The organism is Aliiruegeria lutimaris (assembly GCF_900099935.1).
GTDB classification, from domain to species: domain Bacteria; phylum Pseudomonadota; class Alphaproteobacteria; order Rhodobacterales; family Rhodobacteraceae; genus Tropicimonas; species Tropicimonas lutimaris.
In genome coordinates this window covers 18530-36373 of sequence record NZ_FNEK01000053.1, presented here as the reverse complement: position 1 = coordinate 36373, position 17844 = coordinate 18530, and the positions used below count along the sequence as shown (strand labels likewise).

At 63.4% G+C, this 17844-nt stretch carries 15 protein-coding genes and 2 pseudogenes; 7 read left to right on the top strand and 10 right to left on the bottom strand.

Translation table 11 applies throughout. The features are described 5' to 3' along the window. Positions 1-108: 108 nt before the first annotated feature. The 7 genes and pseudogenes from BLR85_RS19950 to BLR85_RS19920 form a co-directional block, all read right to left on the bottom strand. A pseudogene (locus BLR85_RS19950) lies at positions 109-390 on the bottom strand (transposase); the annotation flags it as partial. A gap of 1 nt (position 391) precedes the next feature. Then, positions 392-583, bottom strand: a pseudogene (locus BLR85_RS19945) (Hpt domain-containing protein); the annotation flags it as partial. A 14-nt stretch (positions 584-597) separates the two neighbouring features. Next, on the bottom strand, positions 598-978 hold the full coding sequence (locus BLR85_RS19940; RefSeq protein ID WP_068309628.1) for a response regulator: 381 nt from the start codon (positions 976-978) through the stop codon (positions 598-600). 3 nt (positions 979-981) lie between these two features. Next, the gene (locus tag BLR85_RS19935) at positions 982-1263 is read right to left on the bottom strand and encodes an STAS domain-containing protein (RefSeq protein WP_139188473.1); all 282 of its coding nucleotides are present in this window, start codon (positions 1261-1263) and stop codon (positions 982-984) included. Between the two features lie 114 nt (positions 1264-1377). Then, positions 1378-2346, bottom strand: a complete 969-nt coding sequence (locus BLR85_RS19930; protein WP_093161322.1) for a glucokinase — start codon at positions 2344-2346, stop codon at positions 1378-1380. Positions 2347-2359: 13 nt separating this feature from the next. Then, a complete protein-coding gene (locus BLR85_RS19925; RefSeq protein ID WP_093161319.1) occupies positions 2360-3679 on the bottom strand; it encodes a GH1 family beta-glucosidase in 1320 nt (439 codons plus the stop codon). A 12-nt stretch (positions 3680-3691) separates the two neighbouring features. Then, positions 3692-4723, bottom strand: a complete 1032-nt coding sequence (locus BLR85_RS19920; RefSeq protein ID WP_093161316.1) for a LacI family DNA-binding transcriptional regulator — start codon at positions 4721-4723, stop codon at positions 3692-3694. 260 nt (positions 4724-4983) lie between these two features. On the opposite strand from BLR85_RS19920, the gene BLR85_RS19915 reads away from it, so the two are divergent. From BLR85_RS19915 to BLR85_RS19890, 6 genes are all read left to right on the top strand, one after another. Then, positions 4984-6336 (top strand): ABC transporter substrate-binding protein, encoded by a 1353-nt coding sequence (locus BLR85_RS19915; protein WP_093161313.1) that lies wholly within the window; start codon positions 4984-4986, stop codon positions 6334-6336. A gap of 100 nt (positions 6337-6436) precedes the next feature. Further along, positions 6437-7633, top strand: a complete 1197-nt coding sequence (locus BLR85_RS19910; protein ID WP_244520803.1) for a carbohydrate ABC transporter permease — start codon at positions 6437-6439, stop codon at positions 7631-7633. A 12-nt stretch (positions 7634-7645) separates the two neighbouring features. Then, positions 7646-8794: a carbohydrate ABC transporter permease gene (locus BLR85_RS19905; protein ID WP_093161311.1), complete on the top strand. Its 1149-nt coding sequence runs from the start codon at positions 7646-7648 to the stop codon at positions 8792-8794. A gap of 9 nt (positions 8795-8803) precedes the next feature. Then, positions 8804-10447 (top strand): alpha-glucosidase family protein, encoded by a 1644-nt coding sequence (locus BLR85_RS19900; RefSeq protein ID WP_093161308.1) that lies wholly within the window; start codon positions 8804-8806, stop codon positions 10445-10447. An 11-nt stretch (positions 10448-10458) separates the two neighbouring features. Beyond that, positions 10459-11550, top strand: coding sequence for an ABC transporter ATP-binding protein (locus BLR85_RS19895; protein WP_093161305.1), 1092 nt, complete (start codon positions 10459-10461; stop codon positions 11548-11550). Positions 11551-11842: 292 nt separating this feature from the next. After that, a complete protein-coding gene (locus tag BLR85_RS19890; RefSeq protein ID WP_093161302.1) occupies positions 11843-12619 on the top strand; it encodes an HpcH/HpaI aldolase family protein in 777 nt (258 codons plus the stop codon). A gap of 63 nt (positions 12620-12682) precedes the next feature. Here BLR85_RS19890 and BLR85_RS19885 read toward each other — a convergent pair whose 3' ends face one another. Then, positions 12683-13453 (bottom strand): hypothetical protein, encoded by a 771-nt coding sequence (locus tag BLR85_RS19885; protein WP_093161299.1) that lies wholly within the window; start codon positions 13451-13453, stop codon positions 12683-12685. A gap of 252 nt (positions 13454-13705) precedes the next feature. On the opposite strand from BLR85_RS19885, the gene guaB reads away from it, so the two are divergent. Beyond that, a complete protein-coding gene (guaB, locus tag BLR85_RS19880; RefSeq protein ID WP_093161296.1) occupies positions 13706-15160 on the top strand; it encodes an IMP dehydrogenase in 1455 nt (484 codons plus the stop codon). An 80-nt stretch (positions 15161-15240) separates the two neighbouring features. Here guaB and argE read toward each other — a convergent pair whose 3' ends face one another. Both argE and BLR85_RS19870 read right to left on the bottom strand, forming a co-directional pair. Then, a complete protein-coding gene (gene argE, locus BLR85_RS19875; RefSeq protein WP_093161293.1) occupies positions 15241-16395 on the bottom strand; it encodes an acetylornithine deacetylase in 1155 nt (384 codons plus the stop codon). 2 nt (positions 16396-16397) lie between these two features. After that, a complete protein-coding gene (locus BLR85_RS19870) occupies positions 16398-17582 on the bottom strand; it encodes a M24 family metallopeptidase (protein ID WP_093161290.1) in 1185 nt (394 codons plus the stop codon). Positions 17583-17844 lie beyond the last annotated feature (262 nt).

The window sequence follows — 17844 nt, the reverse complement described above, 5'->3', positions numbered from 1 at the left end:
TCAGAATCACCTCGTCTGCAACCCGGCCAACCATATCATCCCCCCGAAATCACTCGGATCAATGATACGAACTACAGTTCCAGGTGATTAGGCTCCAGACTCATTGATTTACAACCAGAACAAGACAGTAGCCGCGAGCGCGATTGCTGAGAGGAATACCGTCGGGGATCTGTCGTAGCGGGTGGCAACGCGACGCCAGTCCTTCAGTCGCCCGAACATGATCTCGATCCGGTTCCGTCGCTTGTATCGCCGCTTGTCGTATTTGACAGGTTTGTCCCGTGACTTTCGTCCGGGGATGCAAGGCTTGATCCCCTTTTCTACCAAGGCTTCGCGGAACCAATCCGCATCATATCCTCGGTCTCCCAGTAGCCAGTCCGCCGATGGCAGGCTAGCGGTGCGCGAAACGTACCAGCTCGTCGAGCCCGAACGCTCCGGCTCCTCCCTTGATGGAGTGCACGGCGCGGAAGCAGACATTGACCGTCTCGTCATCGGCGGCGCCCTCATCGATTTGGGTCAGCCCGTCCTGGAGCGCTTCGAGCAGTTCGTCGCATTCAATGAAAAAGGAGGCGCGGATTTCGGCCATCGGGTCCGGATTGGTCATGCTGTCGCTCCCGGCCCGGCAACCATGTGCAGGGCGCGCACGAGTTTCGCCGGGTCGAATGGCTTGACGATCCAGCCGGTGGCGCCGGCGGCGCGGGCGCGCGCCTTGAGTTCGGGGGCGCTCTCGGTTGTCAGCACGAGGATCGGTGTTGCGCGATGGGCGTCCTGCCCGCGCACGGCCTCGATAAAGCCGAAGCCATCCAGGCGCGGCATGTTGATGTCGGTAATGATCGCATCGGGCTGCAGCCCGTCGAGAACCTCGAGCCCGTGCACGCCGTCTTCGGCAAGTTGCGGCTCGAAGCCGGCCTGCGTGAGGGCGAGCTTTAGCATGTCCCGGATCGTTCGGCTGTCATCTACGGCCAGAATGCTCAAACTCATGACTCAAACCTCCAGGCCCGGCGCCGACAGCGCGTCCGGGTCGATCCCAAAAATGGTAAGTTGTTCGGAAAGCGCTTCGGAACATGACTGAAGCGAGAAACTCTTGCCGTCGGCCGCCCAACTGCGGGCAGCGGAAAGCAGAACCTGCAGTCCCGGTGTTCCGAGATGCGTGACAGCCTCGGCGGACAGGCAGAGATCCTGACCGCGCAACGCGGTTATGGCCTCGGAAAGAGGCGCGGCAGCGGGCAGGTCGAGGCGGGCGGGCAGGGCGAGTTTGGCGCTCATGTCCGGCACCGTGGGTGCTGCTTCGGGTCCGGCACTGATTTTCCCCTAGGTAATTGTCGTCTTTTCCAAGGCCTAAGGGGTGCCGGTTAACATGCCGTTTCTCGCCGTGATTTTTTAGCCCAGTTCGAGCAATGCCTGCAAATGAAGGGCCATTCCGATCAGCGCGGCGTCGTCATCGGAAACAACCGTCACCGAAAACTGTTCCATGAAGCCGGAAAAACGCCCCTTGTCGCGCAGCGACTCAACGAATCTCATTTCGACCAGATAGGGCGCCATCGCGCGGGCGACGCCGCCGATCAGGAACAGGCCGCCGAAGGGCAGTTGGGTCAGGGCCAGATCGCCGGCTACCGCGCCGAGAAGGCGCGAGAACAGTCCCACGGCCTCGCGGCAGAGCGCATCGCCTTCGGCCACGGCGGCCATGATTTGCTTGCCCTTGAGCGTGGCTTTCCCCGGCGCGCCCGCTTCGGTGCAGACGAATTCGTGCAACGCCACCAGCCCTCGGCCGGAGAGTGCGTCTTCTACAGCAGCGAATCCATGCGCCGTTTCAAGAAATTGTGCCAGGCGTACATCGCGTTCGTCCCTCAGGGGCAGGGCGACGTGACCGCTCTCCGAGGGCGGCACGAAGCGGCCGGCCGGCGTGTCGAAAACCGGCGCCGCGTTGAAGCCGGTGCCGATGCCGATAACGAGTTGCGTGGACTGAAGCCGCGGCGGTGGGCCGGCAATCACCGGGTAGAGCGCCTCGGAGGGCAGGTGGCCGAGCGCGTGGCCCTGCGCCTGCAGGTCGTTCAGCAGTGTCACCGTGCCCGCGCCGGTGGCATGGGCGAGGGTGGCGGCGTCCAGCGTCCAGTCGAGATTGGTCAGCGTTCCGACGCCCTCGCGCACGGGGCCGGCCATCGCAAGGCAGGCGGCGGCGGGCGTTTCAGTGCCGGTTTCGGCGATGTAGCGGTGCAGGACCGGCTCCAGCGAATCGAACTCGGCATTGGGATAGTGGCGGACGGAGCCGTGGATCACCTTGCCGCCGCGCGCCAGCGCGACCCGGGTGTTGGTGCCGCCGATATCGGCGAGAAGGGAAGGGGCTGTCATCACTGCGGTTTCCTTAGCTGGCCAGGGCGGCTTTCAGGGCATGATAGGAGGCTTTCGGTGTGCGCTCCAGAGTCTCGAAATCGACATGGATCAGGCCGAAACGTTTCTCGTAGCCCAGGGCCCATTCATAATTGTCCATCAGCGACCACACGAAATATCCCTCCAGCGGAACGCCCTCGGCAATGGCCTGCTTGGCGGCGTCAAAATGGCGGGCGAGATAGTCGATACGGACCTGATCGTCGACCTTGCCATCGATGACGAGATCCGGGTTGGCCATGCCGTTCTCGGTGACGTAGAGCGGCAGGTTGCCGGAGAAATCGGTGTGGCAGCGGCGCAGGAAATGCAGCAGCCCCTCCGGGTAGATCTCCCAGCCCATCTGCGTCTTGGGCAGCGGGCCTTCGAGGCTCTTGAGCGCGGGCCAGGGGCCGGGATCGGCGGCGATGATCTCGCGCGTGTAGTAGTTCACGCCCAGCCAGTCGACGGGGGTGCCCACGATCTCCATGTCATCCTGCCAGCCCTCGGGGAAGTAGCGGCCAAGCGCGTTCACAATCCGCTCGGGATATTCCTTCCGGAACAAGCCGGAGATGAAGAAGTTATTGTAGTAATCGTCGAAGGTCGCGGCCGCTTCGATATCTTCCGGCTTGCCGGAGGCGGGCTGCGAATATGTGAAGTTGCACACCGCGCCGATCTCGCCGAAGCCCTTGGCACGCAGCGCCTGCGTCGCCGTTCCATGGGCCAGCAGCACGTTGTGCATCGCGCGCGCCGCGCCTCGAATGTCGCGTTGGCCGGGGGCGTGCAGGCCAAGGAAGTGGCTCAGGAAGCTCACGCACCACAGCTCGTTGATCGTCGCCGTTTTCCAGACCCGGTCGCCCACACGGTCCATCAGAACCTCGGCGTAATCGGCGAACCACTTGGCAACGTCCTTGTTGCGCCAGCCGCCCAGATTGGTCAGCGCCGAGGGCATCTCCCAGTGATACAGCGTCAGCATCGGCTTGATGCCGCGTTCCAGCATGCCGTCCACGAGTCGTTCGTAGAAGTCGAGCCCCTCCGGGTTCACCGCGCCGCGCCCCTCGGGCAGCACCCGCGCCCAGGACGCGGAGAATCGATACGCGTCGAAACCGGCATCGCGGATCAGGTCCAGATCCTCTTCCCAGCGATTGTAGTGGTCGCAGGCAATGGCGCCGTTCTCTGCCCGGATCACGTTGCCGGGCGTGGCGGCGAAATCGTCCCAATGGGTGGGACCTGCGCCACCGAAGGAATGTCCTTCGATCTGGTAGGCGGCCGTCGAGGCGCCGAATTGAAATCCTTCGGGGAAGTCACTGCGCTTGTACATGGCAGATGTCCTTTAAAGGGTAGGGGCCGGCCCTGACGAAGGGCCGATCACAAAAGAAGCCTTGAGCTTGGTCTGTATGGGCGGGGTCTTGTCCTGGTCGATACGTTTCAGCAGCATTTCGGCGCAGATATTGCCGTGCGAACGCACCGGCGATTGCGTGGCGGTAAAGATCGGCGCTTCCTCGGTGCCGTTGGGCAGATAGGAGAGCCCGTCATCATGGGTGACCACCGAGACATCCAGCCCCATCCGAAGTCCGCGTGCCTGGATGGCCCGGTGCGCGCCCATGGCGACGAGCAGCGAGGAGGTCAGCATGGCCGTCGGCGGCTCGGGCAGGGCCAGCATCCGCATGGCTTCGTTATAGCCAAACTGCTCTGTCATGGTGCTGCTGGCCATGATCGCCGGATCCGCGGTCAACCCGCGTTCGGAAAGCGCGTCGAGGAATCCGTCGCGTCGACGGTGAGCGAAATCCATCGCCTCCAGCCCGTTGAGCAGCGCGATTCGAACATGGCCGAGATCGAGCAGGTGCCCGGTGGCCTCGTGGAAGGCATGGCGATTGTCCATGTCCATCCAGCAATACTCGTCATCGTGATCCGAGACCCGCCCATGCACGACAAACGGCATGCCGAGATCCTTCAGCAGCGCGATGCGCGGGTCGCCCGTCAGCGGCGCCTGCATGATCATGCCGTCCACGCGCCCCTTGGAGAGCATGGAGCGATAGACATTCGTCTGCTCCTCCTCGCTGGCCAGTGAAAGGACGATGTCATAGCCGCGCGTGGCCAGCGTCTCGGCGGCGCCGGCAACGAAATCGGCGAAGACCGGGTTCACGATCTCCTGTTTCGCCGTCATCGGCAGCACGAGGCCCACCGCCATGGCCTTGCCCGTGGCGAGCGACCGGGCACGGCTGTCGGGGCGATAGCCATGTTCGAGCGCGGCCGCGGTTACCCGCTTGCGCGTTGCTTCGGAGACTTCGGGATAGCCGTTCAGAGCACGGCTGACAGTTGTCTGACTCAGCCCAAGGCTGGCCGCCAGGTCCTTGAGGTTCATGGGCACAGGTCCGCTAGGTGATGGGCAAGGTACGACTCCAGATCGAAACAGTCAAAGGGCTTTGGGCGGAAAATTCGTGCGCTTTGATGATTATTTCCACACCGAATCGTAAAAATCGGGCGTAAGCTGATTCCGTTGACAGATCGTGGGGGGCGGTCTAGTGAACGATTGTCCAAAGCGCTTTGGCAGTGATTCCCTTTGCGCGGGCGAAACCGGTCGCAGGGGTATGGGGCCCCGCGATACATTCGGGAGGCTATTCAATGAAATTTCACCTTTTGGCCAGCGTCGCGGGGCTCGCACTTGTCGCGGGCGCAGCCAATGCCGAGCTCAAATTCCCGGTCGGCGAAGGTCCCTTCAGCTGGGACAGCTACACTGCCTGGGCCGAGAGCGCGCCTGACCTGAGCGGGCAGACGGTCACAGTGTCCGGCCCCTGGCTGAACCCGGAAGACGGCTTTTTCCGCGACGTGCTGGCCTATTTCGAAGAGGCGACCGGCGCCAAGGCCGTCTATACCGGCTCGGACGGTTTCGAACAGCAGATCGTGATCGACGCCGAAGCGGGCTCCGCCCCCAACATCGCGGTCTTCCCGCAGCCCGGCCTTGCCGCTGTGCTGGCCGCCAAGGGCCAGATGACGCCGCTTGGCGACGATATGCGCCAGTGGGTGGCCGACAATTACGCTGCCGGCCAGTCCTGGGTCGACTTGGGTACATACCCTGACCAGAATGGCGATCCGCAATTCTACGGCTTTTTCTACAACGTGAACCTGAAGAGCCTCGTGTGGTACTCGCCCGACAATTTCGATGATGCCGGTTACGAACTTCCCGGAACCATGGAAGAGCTGAAGGCGTTGACCGAACAGATCGCCGCCGATGGCGAAGTGCCGTGGTGCATCGGACTGGGGTCCGGCGCCGCGACCGGCTGGCCCGCGACCGACTGGGTCGAGGACATGATGCTGCGCACGCAGCCGCCCGAAGTCTATGACCAATGGGTGAGCAACGAGATGCCGTTCAACGACGAGCGGGTGATCGAAGCGATCGAGGAATATGGCTGGTTTGCCCGCAACGACGCATTCGTCTCCGGCGGTTCCGGCGCGGTTTCCTCCACCGATTTCCGCGACAGCCCGAAGGGTCTCTTCACCTCGCCGCCGCAATGCTACCTGCACCGCCAAGCCTCCTTCGCCACCGCCTTCTTCCCCGAAGACGTGGTGCCGGGTGAGGATGCGGACTTCTTCTACCTGCCGGGCTTCGCCGAAAAGGATCTCGGCAACCCCGTCCTGGGTGGCGGCACGGTCCTCGCAATCACCGATCCGACGCCAGGCGCCGAGGCGCTCATGGAGTTCCTGACGCTGCCGATCGCGAGCGAAGTGTTCATGAACCAGTCCGGCTTCCTTGCGCCGCACAAGGGCGTGAATCTCGATGCCTACCGCGACGAAATCCTTCGCAAGCAGGGCGAGATCCTGCTGGACGCCACCACCTTCCGCTTTGACGGCTCCGACCTGATGCCCGCCGCCGTTGGCGCCGGCACCTTCTGGACCGGCATGGTCGACTACACGGGTGGCAAGGACGCCAAGGCTGTCGCAGACGACATCCAGCGTTCCTGGGATGCACTGAAGTAACCATCGACTTGTAGAAAAATGGCTGGCCCGCCTGCGCGGTGGGCCGCCAAACCGCTGCTCCGAAACGGGGCCACACAGACGTTTGGGGGAGGAAGACCAAATGCATCCGGCCTTGCAAGGGCTTATTACGATCATCATCGGTGTCGGCGGTTGCGTCGGATACTTCTATTTTTCCAATTTCCTGCTCGACAAGTTCCTGCTGCCAGCGCGTGCGCTGAGCGCCGAGCAGACGGCGACGCGGCGCCAGATGGGGACGATCTTCCTCTTCGGCATACCGGCGCTCCTTGTTGCGGCACTCTATGTAACTGCCGTTGGTGTCGGAAGCATTGCCAGTGTCGGCGGCATCTTCTGGCTGCTGGTGGCAGCCGGGGTGATCTACGGCCTTTTGCGGCTTAAGAACTTTGTTTTCGCCTCCGGCCCCACCACCGCCGGGCGCAACATCTCGCATGCCAACATGATCCGGCCCTGGCTCTTCCTCGCCCCGGCCATCTTCGCGCTCGGCCTCTACCTGACCTATCCGGTCTTCGAGACCCTGCGCCTGTCGCTGATCACCCGCAATGGCAACGTCGGTTTCGGCAATTACAGCTACATGTTCGGCGAGCAGAAGTTCTGGGAGGCCATGCGCAACAACATGCTCTGGCTGATCGTCGTGCCCGCCATGTCCACTGTGTTCGGCCTGCTCGTCGCGCAGCTGACGGACCGCATCGCCTGGGGCAATATTGCCAAGATGATGATCTTCATGCCGATGGCGATCTCGATGGTCGGTGCTTCGGTGATCTGGAAACTCATCTACGAGGCACGCCCCATCGACGTCGAGCAGATCGGTATTCTCAACGCCATCTGGGTCGCAATGGGCGGCGAGCCGCAACAATGGCTCCAACTGCCGGTCTGGAACAATTTCTTCCTCATGGCGGTGCTGATCTGGATCCAGACCGGCTTTGCCATGGTGATCCTTTCCGCGGCGCTGCGCGGTATTCCGGAGGAGACGGTCGAGGCCGCCATCGTCGATGGCGCGAACCCGTTCCAGATCTTCTTCAAGATCAAGGTGCCGCAGATCATGCCGACCATCGTGGTCGTCTGGACGACCATCACGCTGACCGTGCTCAAGGTGTTCGACATCGTCTTTACCATGACCAACGGCCAGTTCGGTACGCAGGTTCTGGCGAATTACATGTACGACAAGCTGTTCCGCGCCAATGACTGGGGCACCGGTTCGGCCGCGGCGATGATCATCATGCTGCTGGTGACGCCAATCCTGGTCTGGAACGTGCGCAATGCGCGCAAGGAAATGCGGTAAGGGGACCGGAAAATGGACAATATCGCAGGACATAAATCCGGCCTGACATGGGCGGTCCATCTCTCGGTGGCCTTCCTCGTCATCCTCTGGCTCTTCCCGACGATGGGCCTTTTTGTTTCTTCCTTCCGGACGGCGGACCAGATCTCCTCCTCCGGCTGGTGGAAGGCGCTGTTCCCGACCGAGCAGAATATCGTCATCCGCGGCGCCTCTCCCTCCGAGCAGGTCCAGGTCGACGGGATGTACGTGATCGAGGGCTCCGTCTTCGATAGCCGTGCCTCGGGCGATATCGCCCATTGGGGCACATCCTCGCGCGAGATCGATGCCTACAAGCCCGGTGAGGTGGTCGAGATGCGTGACGGCAGCACGATCACGCTGAACGAGGACGGCACTTACCGTATGGAGAACGCGGCTGAATTCGAAGGCTCCCGCGGGCAGCGGATCTTCTTCACCGCGACCACGCCACCCGAGTTCACCTTGGACAATTACGAGTTCATGCTGTTCGATGAACGGAACTCCGAAGGCATGAGCAAGGCCTTCTTCTCGACCCTGACAGTGACGATCCCGGCCACGGTCATTCCGATCCTGATCGCGGCCTTCGCGGCCTATGCGCTCGCCTGGATGGAGTTTCCGGGCCGTGCGATCCTGATCGCCTGCGTCGTCGGCCTGCTGGTGGTTCCACTTCAACTGGCGCTGATACCGCTATTGAAATTCCACAATAATATCGGGATTGGAAAGGGCTATCTCGGTGTCTGGCTGGCGCATACAGGCTTTGGTCTGCCATTGGCGATCTACCTGCTCAGGAATTACATGGTCGGCCTGCCACGCGACATCATCGAGAATGCGAAGGTCGACGGCGCGACCGATTTCCAGATCTTCGTGAAGATCATCCTACCGCTTTCCTTCCCGGCGCTGGCTTCCTTCGCCATCTTCCAGTTCCTGTGGACTTGGAACGACCTGCTGGTGGCCATGGTGTTCCTGATCGACAGCTCGGGCCAGACCACCGTGATGACCAAGCAGATCGTCGAAATGCTCGGCACGCGCGGCGGCGATTGGGAAATCCTCGCCACGGCGGCCTTCATCTCCATGGCGGTGCCCATCGCGGTCTTCTTCGCCATGCAACGCTACCTCGTGCGCGGCCTGCTGGCCGGCTCTGTCAAGTAAGGCAGGTAAATGACTGATATCAAAAAAACTTCCGCCGCCGATACGGATTGGTGGCGAGGCGCGGTGATCTACCAGATCTATCCGCGCTCCTACCAGGACAGCAATGGCGATGGCATCGGGGACATTCCCGGCATCATCAAGCGGCTGCCCTACATCGCCCGGCTCGGCGTGGACTGCATCTGGATCTCGCCCTTCTTCACCTCGCCGATGCTCGATTTCGGCTATGACGTCTCGAATTACCGCGACATCGACCCGATGTTCGGCACGCTCGCGGATTTCGACCAGTTGATTACCGAGGCGCATGAACGTGGCCTCAAGGTGATGATCGACCTCGTGCTCTCGCATACCTCGACCGAACATCCCTGGTTCAAGGAAAGCCGCGCAAACCGTTCGAATCCCAAGGCAAACTGGTATGTCTGGGCCGATCCTAAGCCCGATGGAACGCCGCCCAACAACTGGCTGTCCATCTTCGGTGGCTCTGCCTGGGAATGGGATAGCGGGCGGATGCAGTACTACCTGCACAACTTCCTGATCGAACAGGCGGATCTGAACTTCCACGAACCGCAGGTGCAGGAGGCACTGCTCGACGTGGCGCGGTTCTGGCTCGATCGCGGCGTGGATGGCTTCCGGCTCGATACGGTCAATTTCTACGTGCATGACAAGTACCTGCGCGACAATCCCCCGCTGGCCCCGGAGGAGATCAACGACAAGACCGCTCCGAAGGTGAACCCCTACAACTTCCAGAACCACCTGTTCGACAAGTCCCGTCCGGAAAACCTTGATTTCCTTCGTAAACTCCGCCGCGTGATGAACGAGTACAAGGGCATCACCTCGGTGGGCGAAGTGGGCGAGAGCCAGCGTGGCGCCGAAGTGCAGGCCGAATACACTTCAGGCGGCGACAAGCTGCATATGTGCTACGATTTCGCCCTTCTTTCCAACGAGTTGCCAACCGGTCGATATGTGGCCTCGGTGCTGGAAACCTTCGACGCGCTCTCCTCGGACGGCTGGGCCTGCTGGGCCTATTCCAACCATGACGTCGTGCGGCACAAGACCCGCTGGGACCTGACGCCCACTCGGCAACGCCTCTATGCTGCGCTGCTGATGGCACTCAAGGGCACGGCCTGTATCTATCAGGGCGAAGAACTTGGCCTGACGGAGTCAGAGGTTGCCTTCGAGGACCTGCAAGACCCCTATGGCAAGCGTTTCTGGCCGAAATTCAAGGGGCGCGACGGGTGCCGCACGCCGATGGTCTGGGACCGAGAAGAGAAGAATTGCGGTTTCTCGGAGGGCAAGCCCTGGCTGCCGGTCTCGACCGGCCATATGCGCCTGTCGGCGGCCGCCGAGGACCGCGACCCCAATTCAACGCTGAATTTCTACCGCCGGATCATCGCGCTCAGAAAAGCGCTCCTGCCCCTGCAAAAGGGAAGCTTCACTCCCCTGATGGTGGAAGAGGACTTCCTCACCTTCCTGCGCGAGTACAAGGGAAGCCGCGTTTTCTGCGCCTTCAACCTGGCGGATGAGGCGCGCCGCATCGAACTGCCGGCGGGCAATTGGGCGCAGGTCCCGGGCGCGCCATTCAACTCGACAATCGAAGCCGGCAGGGCCACCCTGCCGCCATATCAGGCGGTCTTCGCAACCGCCCGCGACGCCTGAGGAGGGGAAACATGGCTGGATTGAAGCTTACGAACGTTGCCAAGAGCTATGGCGATGTCGATGTCCTAAAGGACATCAATCTCGACGTCGACGCGGGCGAACTGATTGTTTTCGTCGGCCCCTCGGGTTGCGGCAAGTCCACGCTTCTGCGCATGATCGCAGGGTTGGAAAAGATCACCGGTGGTGAGTTGCAGATCGACGGGCAGGTGGTCAACGACGTTCCGCCCGCGCAGCGCGGCATCGCGATGGTCTTCCAGAGCTACGCGCTCTACCCGCACATGACCGTCTACGACAACATGGCCTTCGCGCTGAAACTGGCCAAGCTGAGCAAGGAAGAAATCGACGCCGCGGTGAAGAAGGCCGCCGATATCCTCCAGCTCACCCCCTATCTCGACCGCCTGCCCAAGGCGCTCTCGGGCGGTCAGCGCCAGCGGGTCGCCATCGGCCGCTGCATCGTGCGCGATCCCAAGGTGTTCCTCTTCGACGAGCCGCTCTCCAACCTCGACGCCGCCCTCCGCGTCGCTACAAGGCTGGAGATCGCGCAGCTCAAGGAAAGCATGCCGGACCGCACCATGATCTACGTCACCCACGACCAGGTCGAGGCGATGACGCTGGCAAGCCGCATCGTGGTTCTGGCCAACAAGGGGATCAGCCAGGTCGGCACGCCGCTGGACCTCTACGAGCGGCCACAGAACGAATTCGTGGCGCAATTCATCGGCTCGCCCGCCATGAACCTCTTCCCCGGCGAAATCGTGGCGACGGGCGAAGAGACCTCCATCGTGCTCGAAGGCGGCCACGGCACCGTCGTTTCGGCCTATCCTTCGCAGGAGGCGGACATGGGCGCGAGGGTCAATGTCGGGATCCGTCCCGAGGATCTGACCGTCTCCGAGGACGGCACCGGCTATGCAGGCATCGTGGACGTGCAGGAAAATCTCGGCGAAGTGACGCTGCTCTTCTTCAAACCCGACGAGTCCGGCAAGGACCCGGTGATTGCCAAGCTGCCCGGTATCCATCGCGGGCTCAAGGGACAGACGCTGCACATGACGGCCGCTCCCGGCAAGGTCCATGTCTTCCTGGACGGTATCTCCATGCTCTACCGCTGAGTCCAAAAGGGAGGGGCAGCGCCGCCCTTCCCACTCATCTTTCCCGAAATATCTCCGCCGGAGGCACAATCCGAAGGATTGTTTGCCGCCCGCCCCTGGCGGGCGGCCACCGCTGCTGTTCCATCGGTCATTGTCCCCGGAAAACCAACGTGTTGCGCGAACGAACCGAGGGGGCGCGACCGTGCGACCACTGTCATCACCGTCATGCGCGCGCTAGACAGCGCGTGAAGGGTTTGCCCTTCGTTTCCCTCATCATCCTGGAAAACCGCCTTAGGGCGGATGGAACACGCCTATGCCCGCCCCCAAGAACACTATCAAACAAGCCCTTGCAGAAGATCGCCTGCAAATGGGCTGCTGGCTGAATCTCGGCCATCCCGCCATTGCCGCCATCGCGGCCAGCGCCGGTTTCGACTGGTGCCTGGTCGATGCCGAGCACGGCCCCAACACGCTGGAAATGATCCACGCCCAATTCAACGCGATGCAGGGCCATCCCGCCGCCACCGCCGCGCGCGTTCCGTGGGGCGAGGGCTGGATTCTCAAGCAGGTCCTCGATCTCGGCGTGCAGACGGTGGTCGTGCCCATGGTCGACACACCTGAGCAGGCAGCGCAGGTCGTGGCCGCGTGCAAATACCCGCCCGAGGGTAACCGGGGCCGCTCTGGCGGCTTGTCGCGCTGCTCGAACTGGGGACAGATCACCGATTACGAGCCGACGGCGAATGACGAGATCTGCGTCATCGTCCAGGCCGAGACCCGGACCGCGCTCAAGAACCTGACCGAGATCGCCAACGTTCCCGGCGTCGACTGCGTCTTTGTCGGTCCGGCGGATCTCTCGGCCGATATGGGGTTCCGCGACCGGATGGACGCGCCCGAGGTGAAGCAGGCAATCGAGGATGCGATCGTGACGATCCACAAGGCCGGCAAGCCAGCCGGGATCATCTCCTACGATGCGGCGGATTATCGGCGCTTTGTTGAACTGGGCGTGCGCTTCATCGGCGTGGGCGCCGATGCCGCGATCTGTGCCAAGGCGATCCGCGGTCAGGCAACCGCGATGCGCGACCTGCTGTCCTGAACGCAGCCGCAGGGCGAATTTCCCGCCGGATTCGATGAACCGTTTCCGGCGGCTCCGCTTGCCTCACGGCAGGAAGACATCGAGCACGTAAACCGGCACGTCCATGATCGCGACGAGGCTCTCTGAGCCGTCGAACATCTCCGCCAGCTCTGCGATGGAAACCGACACCGATACATCGCCCGAGAGCGGCTTGCCGAGCGGGGTGCTCGACAGAAGCTCGATCAACCGGTCATAGCGGTAGATCCTGTAGTTCTCCGGATCGACACTGGAAAACGGCTTCACCTCCTCGCTCACCCAGGCCGCCATCCCGGGGGCGAAGTCGAGCGATACCTCGAACGCGCCACCATCGGCTTGCACGGTGCGCCAGGCGAGCGATTTCTTTTGGGCTCCGCTGTCATCGACCCGCATCATTCTTTCGAAGCTGGTATCGGCCTGAACGGAGTTCCCGTAGGCGCCTTCGCCCGGTTTCGACGAATAGACCCGGAAAACCATGACACGCGGCGGCCCGCCATTGCTGGCCAGCGTCAACATGCCGATCGACTGGCTCTTGGGCGGATCCAGCGGCTTGCCATCGGCGCCTTTCTCCAGCTCCCGGTCCACAAGGGACACCACGCAATCGGCACCTGCGAGCGGACCTTTCGGGAAGGGAACGGATTTCCACCCTTCCGGCAGGAACCCCGCGAGTGCGGCATCCGGCACGTCAAATCCCAAAAGCACGCGGCTCTCGACGCTGGAGGTCTGGAGCGTTTCGCCCGAAGCCGCCAGGGCCGATGCGGCGAGGCTGATCGCCATGACGACGGGGGCGATCCGAAAACCCGGTAATCTGCTTTTCATGTTGTCCTCCCTCGAAACCCTGCCGGGGGCCGCGGGCGGACACCGGCGGGTGACTTAGGGTAACTTGGTCGGCCGCGAGGGGCGATGATGCAGATCAACCGCCCCCAAATTCGCCCTGAAACCCACCGTGAGGGCGCCCGATGGCAACAACATGTTCCGCCCAGGCATCCGCTATGTCCAAATACGGGGTTTCATGCAGGGGATATCCGTGTATAGGGGATGCGCCAAACGACCCCCCTCAAGGAGAGTGTGATGGAGATTCGTGAGGCGCTGACCTTCGATGACGTTCTGCTTGTTCCCGCCGAGAGCTCCGTGCTGCCCTCGACCGCGGACACATCGACCTGGGTAACCAAGACGATCAGGATGAATATTCCGCTGCTGAGTTCGGCAATGGACACGGTAACCGAAGCCCGGATGGCGATTGCCATGGCCCAGGCGGGCGGGATCGGCGTGATCCACCGCAACCTCGATATCGAGGAACAGGCCCAGCAGATCCGCCGCGTGAAGCGGTTCGAGAGCGGGATCGTCTACAACCCGATCACGCTGACCCCTGAGCAGACGCTGGCCGATGCCAAGGAGCTGCAGGAGCGCTACAACATTTCCGGCTTCCCGGTGGTGGATGAGCGCGGCCTCGTGGTCGGGATCGTGACCAACCGCGACATGCGCTTTGCCAATGACGACGCCACCCCGGTCAAGGCGATGATGACCGCAGAGAAACTTGCCATCCTGCACGAGCCGGCCGATCTGGGCGAGGCGCGCGCGATGATGCGCGAACGCCGGATCGAGAAGCTGTTGGTGACCGACAAGAAAGGCAAGCTCACGGGCCTGCTGACACTGCGCGATATCGATCAGGCGGTGCTTAACCCCCAGGCCTGCAAGGACGGTCTAGGCCGGCTGCGCGTGGCTGGCGCCTCGACCGTGGGCGACGCGGGCTATGAGCGCTCCCAGGCGCTCGTGGATGCCGGTGTGGACATGATCGTGATCGACACGGCGCATGGCCATTCCGAAGGCGTGTCCAAGGCCGTGGAGCGGGCCAAGATGCTCTCCAACGACGTCCAGATCGTGGCCGGCAACGTCGCCACGGGTTCTGCGACGCGGGCGCTGATCGGGGCAGGGGCCGACGCGATCAAGGTCGGTATCGGGCCGGGCTCGATCTGCACCACGCGGATGGTGGCCGGTGTCGGCGTGCCGCAGCTGACGGCGATCTCCGATTGCGCCATTGCCGCGGCCGAAAGCGGAACACCGGTGATCGCCGATGGCGGCATCAAGTTCTCCGGCGATTTCGCCAAGGCCATCGCCGCCGGGGCCTCCTGTGCCATGGTCGGCTCCATGCTGGCGGGCACCGACGAATCCCCGGGCGAGGTGATCCTCTACCAGGGCCGCAGCTTCAAATCCTATCGCGGCATGGGCAGCCTCGGCGCCATGGCGCGCGGCTCGGCCGACCGCTACTTCCAGAAGGATGCGGCCAGCGACAAGCTGGTGCCGGAAGGGATCGAGGGGCAGGTGCCCTACAAGGGCTCTGCCGGCGCGGTGATCCACCAGCTCGTCGGCGGCCTGCGCGCGGCCATGGGCTATACCGGCATGCCGACCGTCGAAGCGATGCGCGGTGGCTGCGAATTCGTGAAGATCACCGGGGCGGGCCTCAAGGAGAGCCATGTCCACGACGTGCAGATCACGCGCGAGAGCCCGAACTACCGGCTCGGTTAATCATGGGGCCGCAGCGCATCCTTGAGGGGGCTGCGCTGCGGGACCCTTTGCGGCGTCAGGGGGCCGGAAAGGATCCGGCGTCAACTCATGTTCGCCAATCCTGCGAGCATGTCGAGGCAGCGTTCGAGCTGCGCGATCTCCAGAAATTCGTCCGGCTGGTGGGCCTGCGCGATCGAGCCGGGACCGCAGATCACCACTGACATCCCCAGACTCTGGAACAGACCCGCCTCGGTGCCGAAAGCGACGAGATCGGCCGCGTCCTCGCCGGTCAGCCGCGCAACGAGGTCGCGCGCCGCGTTCTCTTCCATCGGGATCAACCCCGCGATTTCGCCGATGATCTCGGTCTCGATTGCAGCGTCGGGCGCGATCATGCGCATCTCCGGCAACAGGATATCGTCGCAGAACGTCCGCACCGCCGCGCGCACATGCTCGGCATCCGCCGCCACGACCGGCCGGGTCTCCCATTCGACCTCCGCCGCGCCGGCCAGCACATTGCGCGCCGTGCCGCCATGGATCTGCCCGACATTCAGCGTGCTCCAGGGCGGGGCGAACTTGCTCCCGTCGGGCACCCGCTCCAGCAATTCCTCCCGGAGCGCCAGCAGGCGGCTCACGAAGCGCGCCGCGTATTCGGCGGCGTTCACACCTTTCTCAGGCGCGGAACCGTGGCCCTGCGTGCCGGTGAAGCGGGTGGTGTATTCGTTACAGCCCTTGTGCCCGTCGATGATCCGCATTTCCGTCGGCTCGCCAATGATCGTCATTGAGGGGGCGATGTCTCGTGCCCGCAATTCCTCGACCAGTTGCTGCGCCCCGAGGCAGCCCACCTCCTCGTCATAGGTGAAGGCGAAATGCAGCGGGCGGCGCAAATCGGCGACTGCGAAATCGGGCAGGCAGGCGAGGGTGGCGGCGATGAAGCCCTTCATGTCGCAGGTCCCGCGGCCATAGAGCCGGCCGTTTGCCTGCCGCATCCGGAACGGATCGCCGCTCCAGCCCGGCCCCTCCACCGGCACGACATCGGTATGGCCGGAGAGTACGATCCCGCCCGGCGCGTCCGGCCCGAGCGTGGCGAAAAGGTTGGCCTTGCGACCCGTGCTGTCATGGAACAGTTCGATCTGCGCGCCGACTTCCGACAGGAGCGAGACAAGGTGGACGATCATCTCAAGGTTGGATTCCGAGGAGACCGTCGGAAAGGCGATCAACTCGTCGAGGATCTCGATGGCGCGGGCGAGCCGGTCCATGCTCACGCCTTCACGAAGAGCTTGCGGGGCCGGTTACAGAAGCATTCCGCCGGGCCGTCGGGGCGGATCAGGATGCTTTCGGTGATTTCCAGCCCCCAATCCTCCATCCAGAGGCCGGGCATGAAGTGGAAGGTCATTCCCGGCTCCAGGATGGTTTCGTCCTCGGGCCGGAGCGAGATCGTCCGCTCGCCCCAGTCCGGGGGATAGCTCAGGCCAATCGGGTAGCCGCAGCGCGCGCCGCGTTCGATTCCGGCGCGCTCCAGCGGCCTTGCGAGCGCATTGGCGATGTCGCAGGCGCGGTTGCCGGCTCGGGCCGCCTCCAGCCCCGCTTCCAGCCCCTCGACCAGCGCCGCCTCGGCCCGCCGCAAGGCGTCGGTCGGCTCGCCGAGACAGACCGTCCGGCAGAAGGGGATGTGATAGCGCCGGTAGCAGCCCGCCAGCTCGAAAAACGTCGCCTCGCCGGTTCGGAAGGGCGCGCCATTCCATGTCAGATGGGCCGCAGAGGCGTCCGGCCCGCTCGGCAGCAGCGGCACGATGGCCGGGTAGTCGCCCCAGTCCTCGCCATTTCCGAGCACCTGGTCGCGGAGAATCTCCGCCACCAGCACGTTCTTGCGCATCCCCGGTTCGATCCGTTCGATCACCCCGTCCATCACCCGCTCGGCGATCCCCGCCGCCTTGCGTAGGAAGGCGATCTCCTCGTCCGATTTTACCCCGCGCTGCCAGTTGACCAGCGCGGTCGCGTCGACCAGTTCCGCCTCCGGCAGTTCGGCCAGCAGCGTGGTATAGGCCTTGGCGGAGAAGTAGTAATTCTCCATCTCGACGCCGATCCGGCCGCGCCCGCCGCCCGCCGCGCGGATGATCGCGGCGAGGTCCTGCATCGGGTGGCGCTCGGTCGTTTGCACGAAATGGTCGGCATAGCCGCGCACATGCTCCGCCTCCATCCAGACTGTGCGCAGCGCGCCATTGGCATCCATGCGCCGCCCCCACCAGAGCGGGTCGCGGTCGCCAAAGACCAGCACCCCCTGGTGGACATAGAAGGACCAGCCGTCATACCCTGTCAGCCAGGCCATGTTGGACGGATCCTCGACAAAGAGCATGTCGAGCCCGGCCGCCGCCATCGCGGCGCGGGTCTTGTCGAGACGGCGGGCATATTCGGCCCGGCTGAAGGGAAGGTCCTGGGCGGTCATGCGGGGGGCTCCTTTCAGCCCCGGAACGGAGCCTTGACAATGAGGTGCGGAGAGCCGCGCTGCCCGGTCGCGGGAACGGAGAAGGACAGGCGTGATCTGTTGGCCAGAATAGCGGGCGGCGCGCTCTGCCTGTCAAGCCAAAGCCAACGCGCGAGGCGACATGCAGCCGCAAATCTCCGAACATCATGCTGTTCGTGCCGTTTTGCGCGGCACGGTGAAAAATGCGGGAGCGGGCAGGGGAATGGGTAGGGCGGCGGGCTCG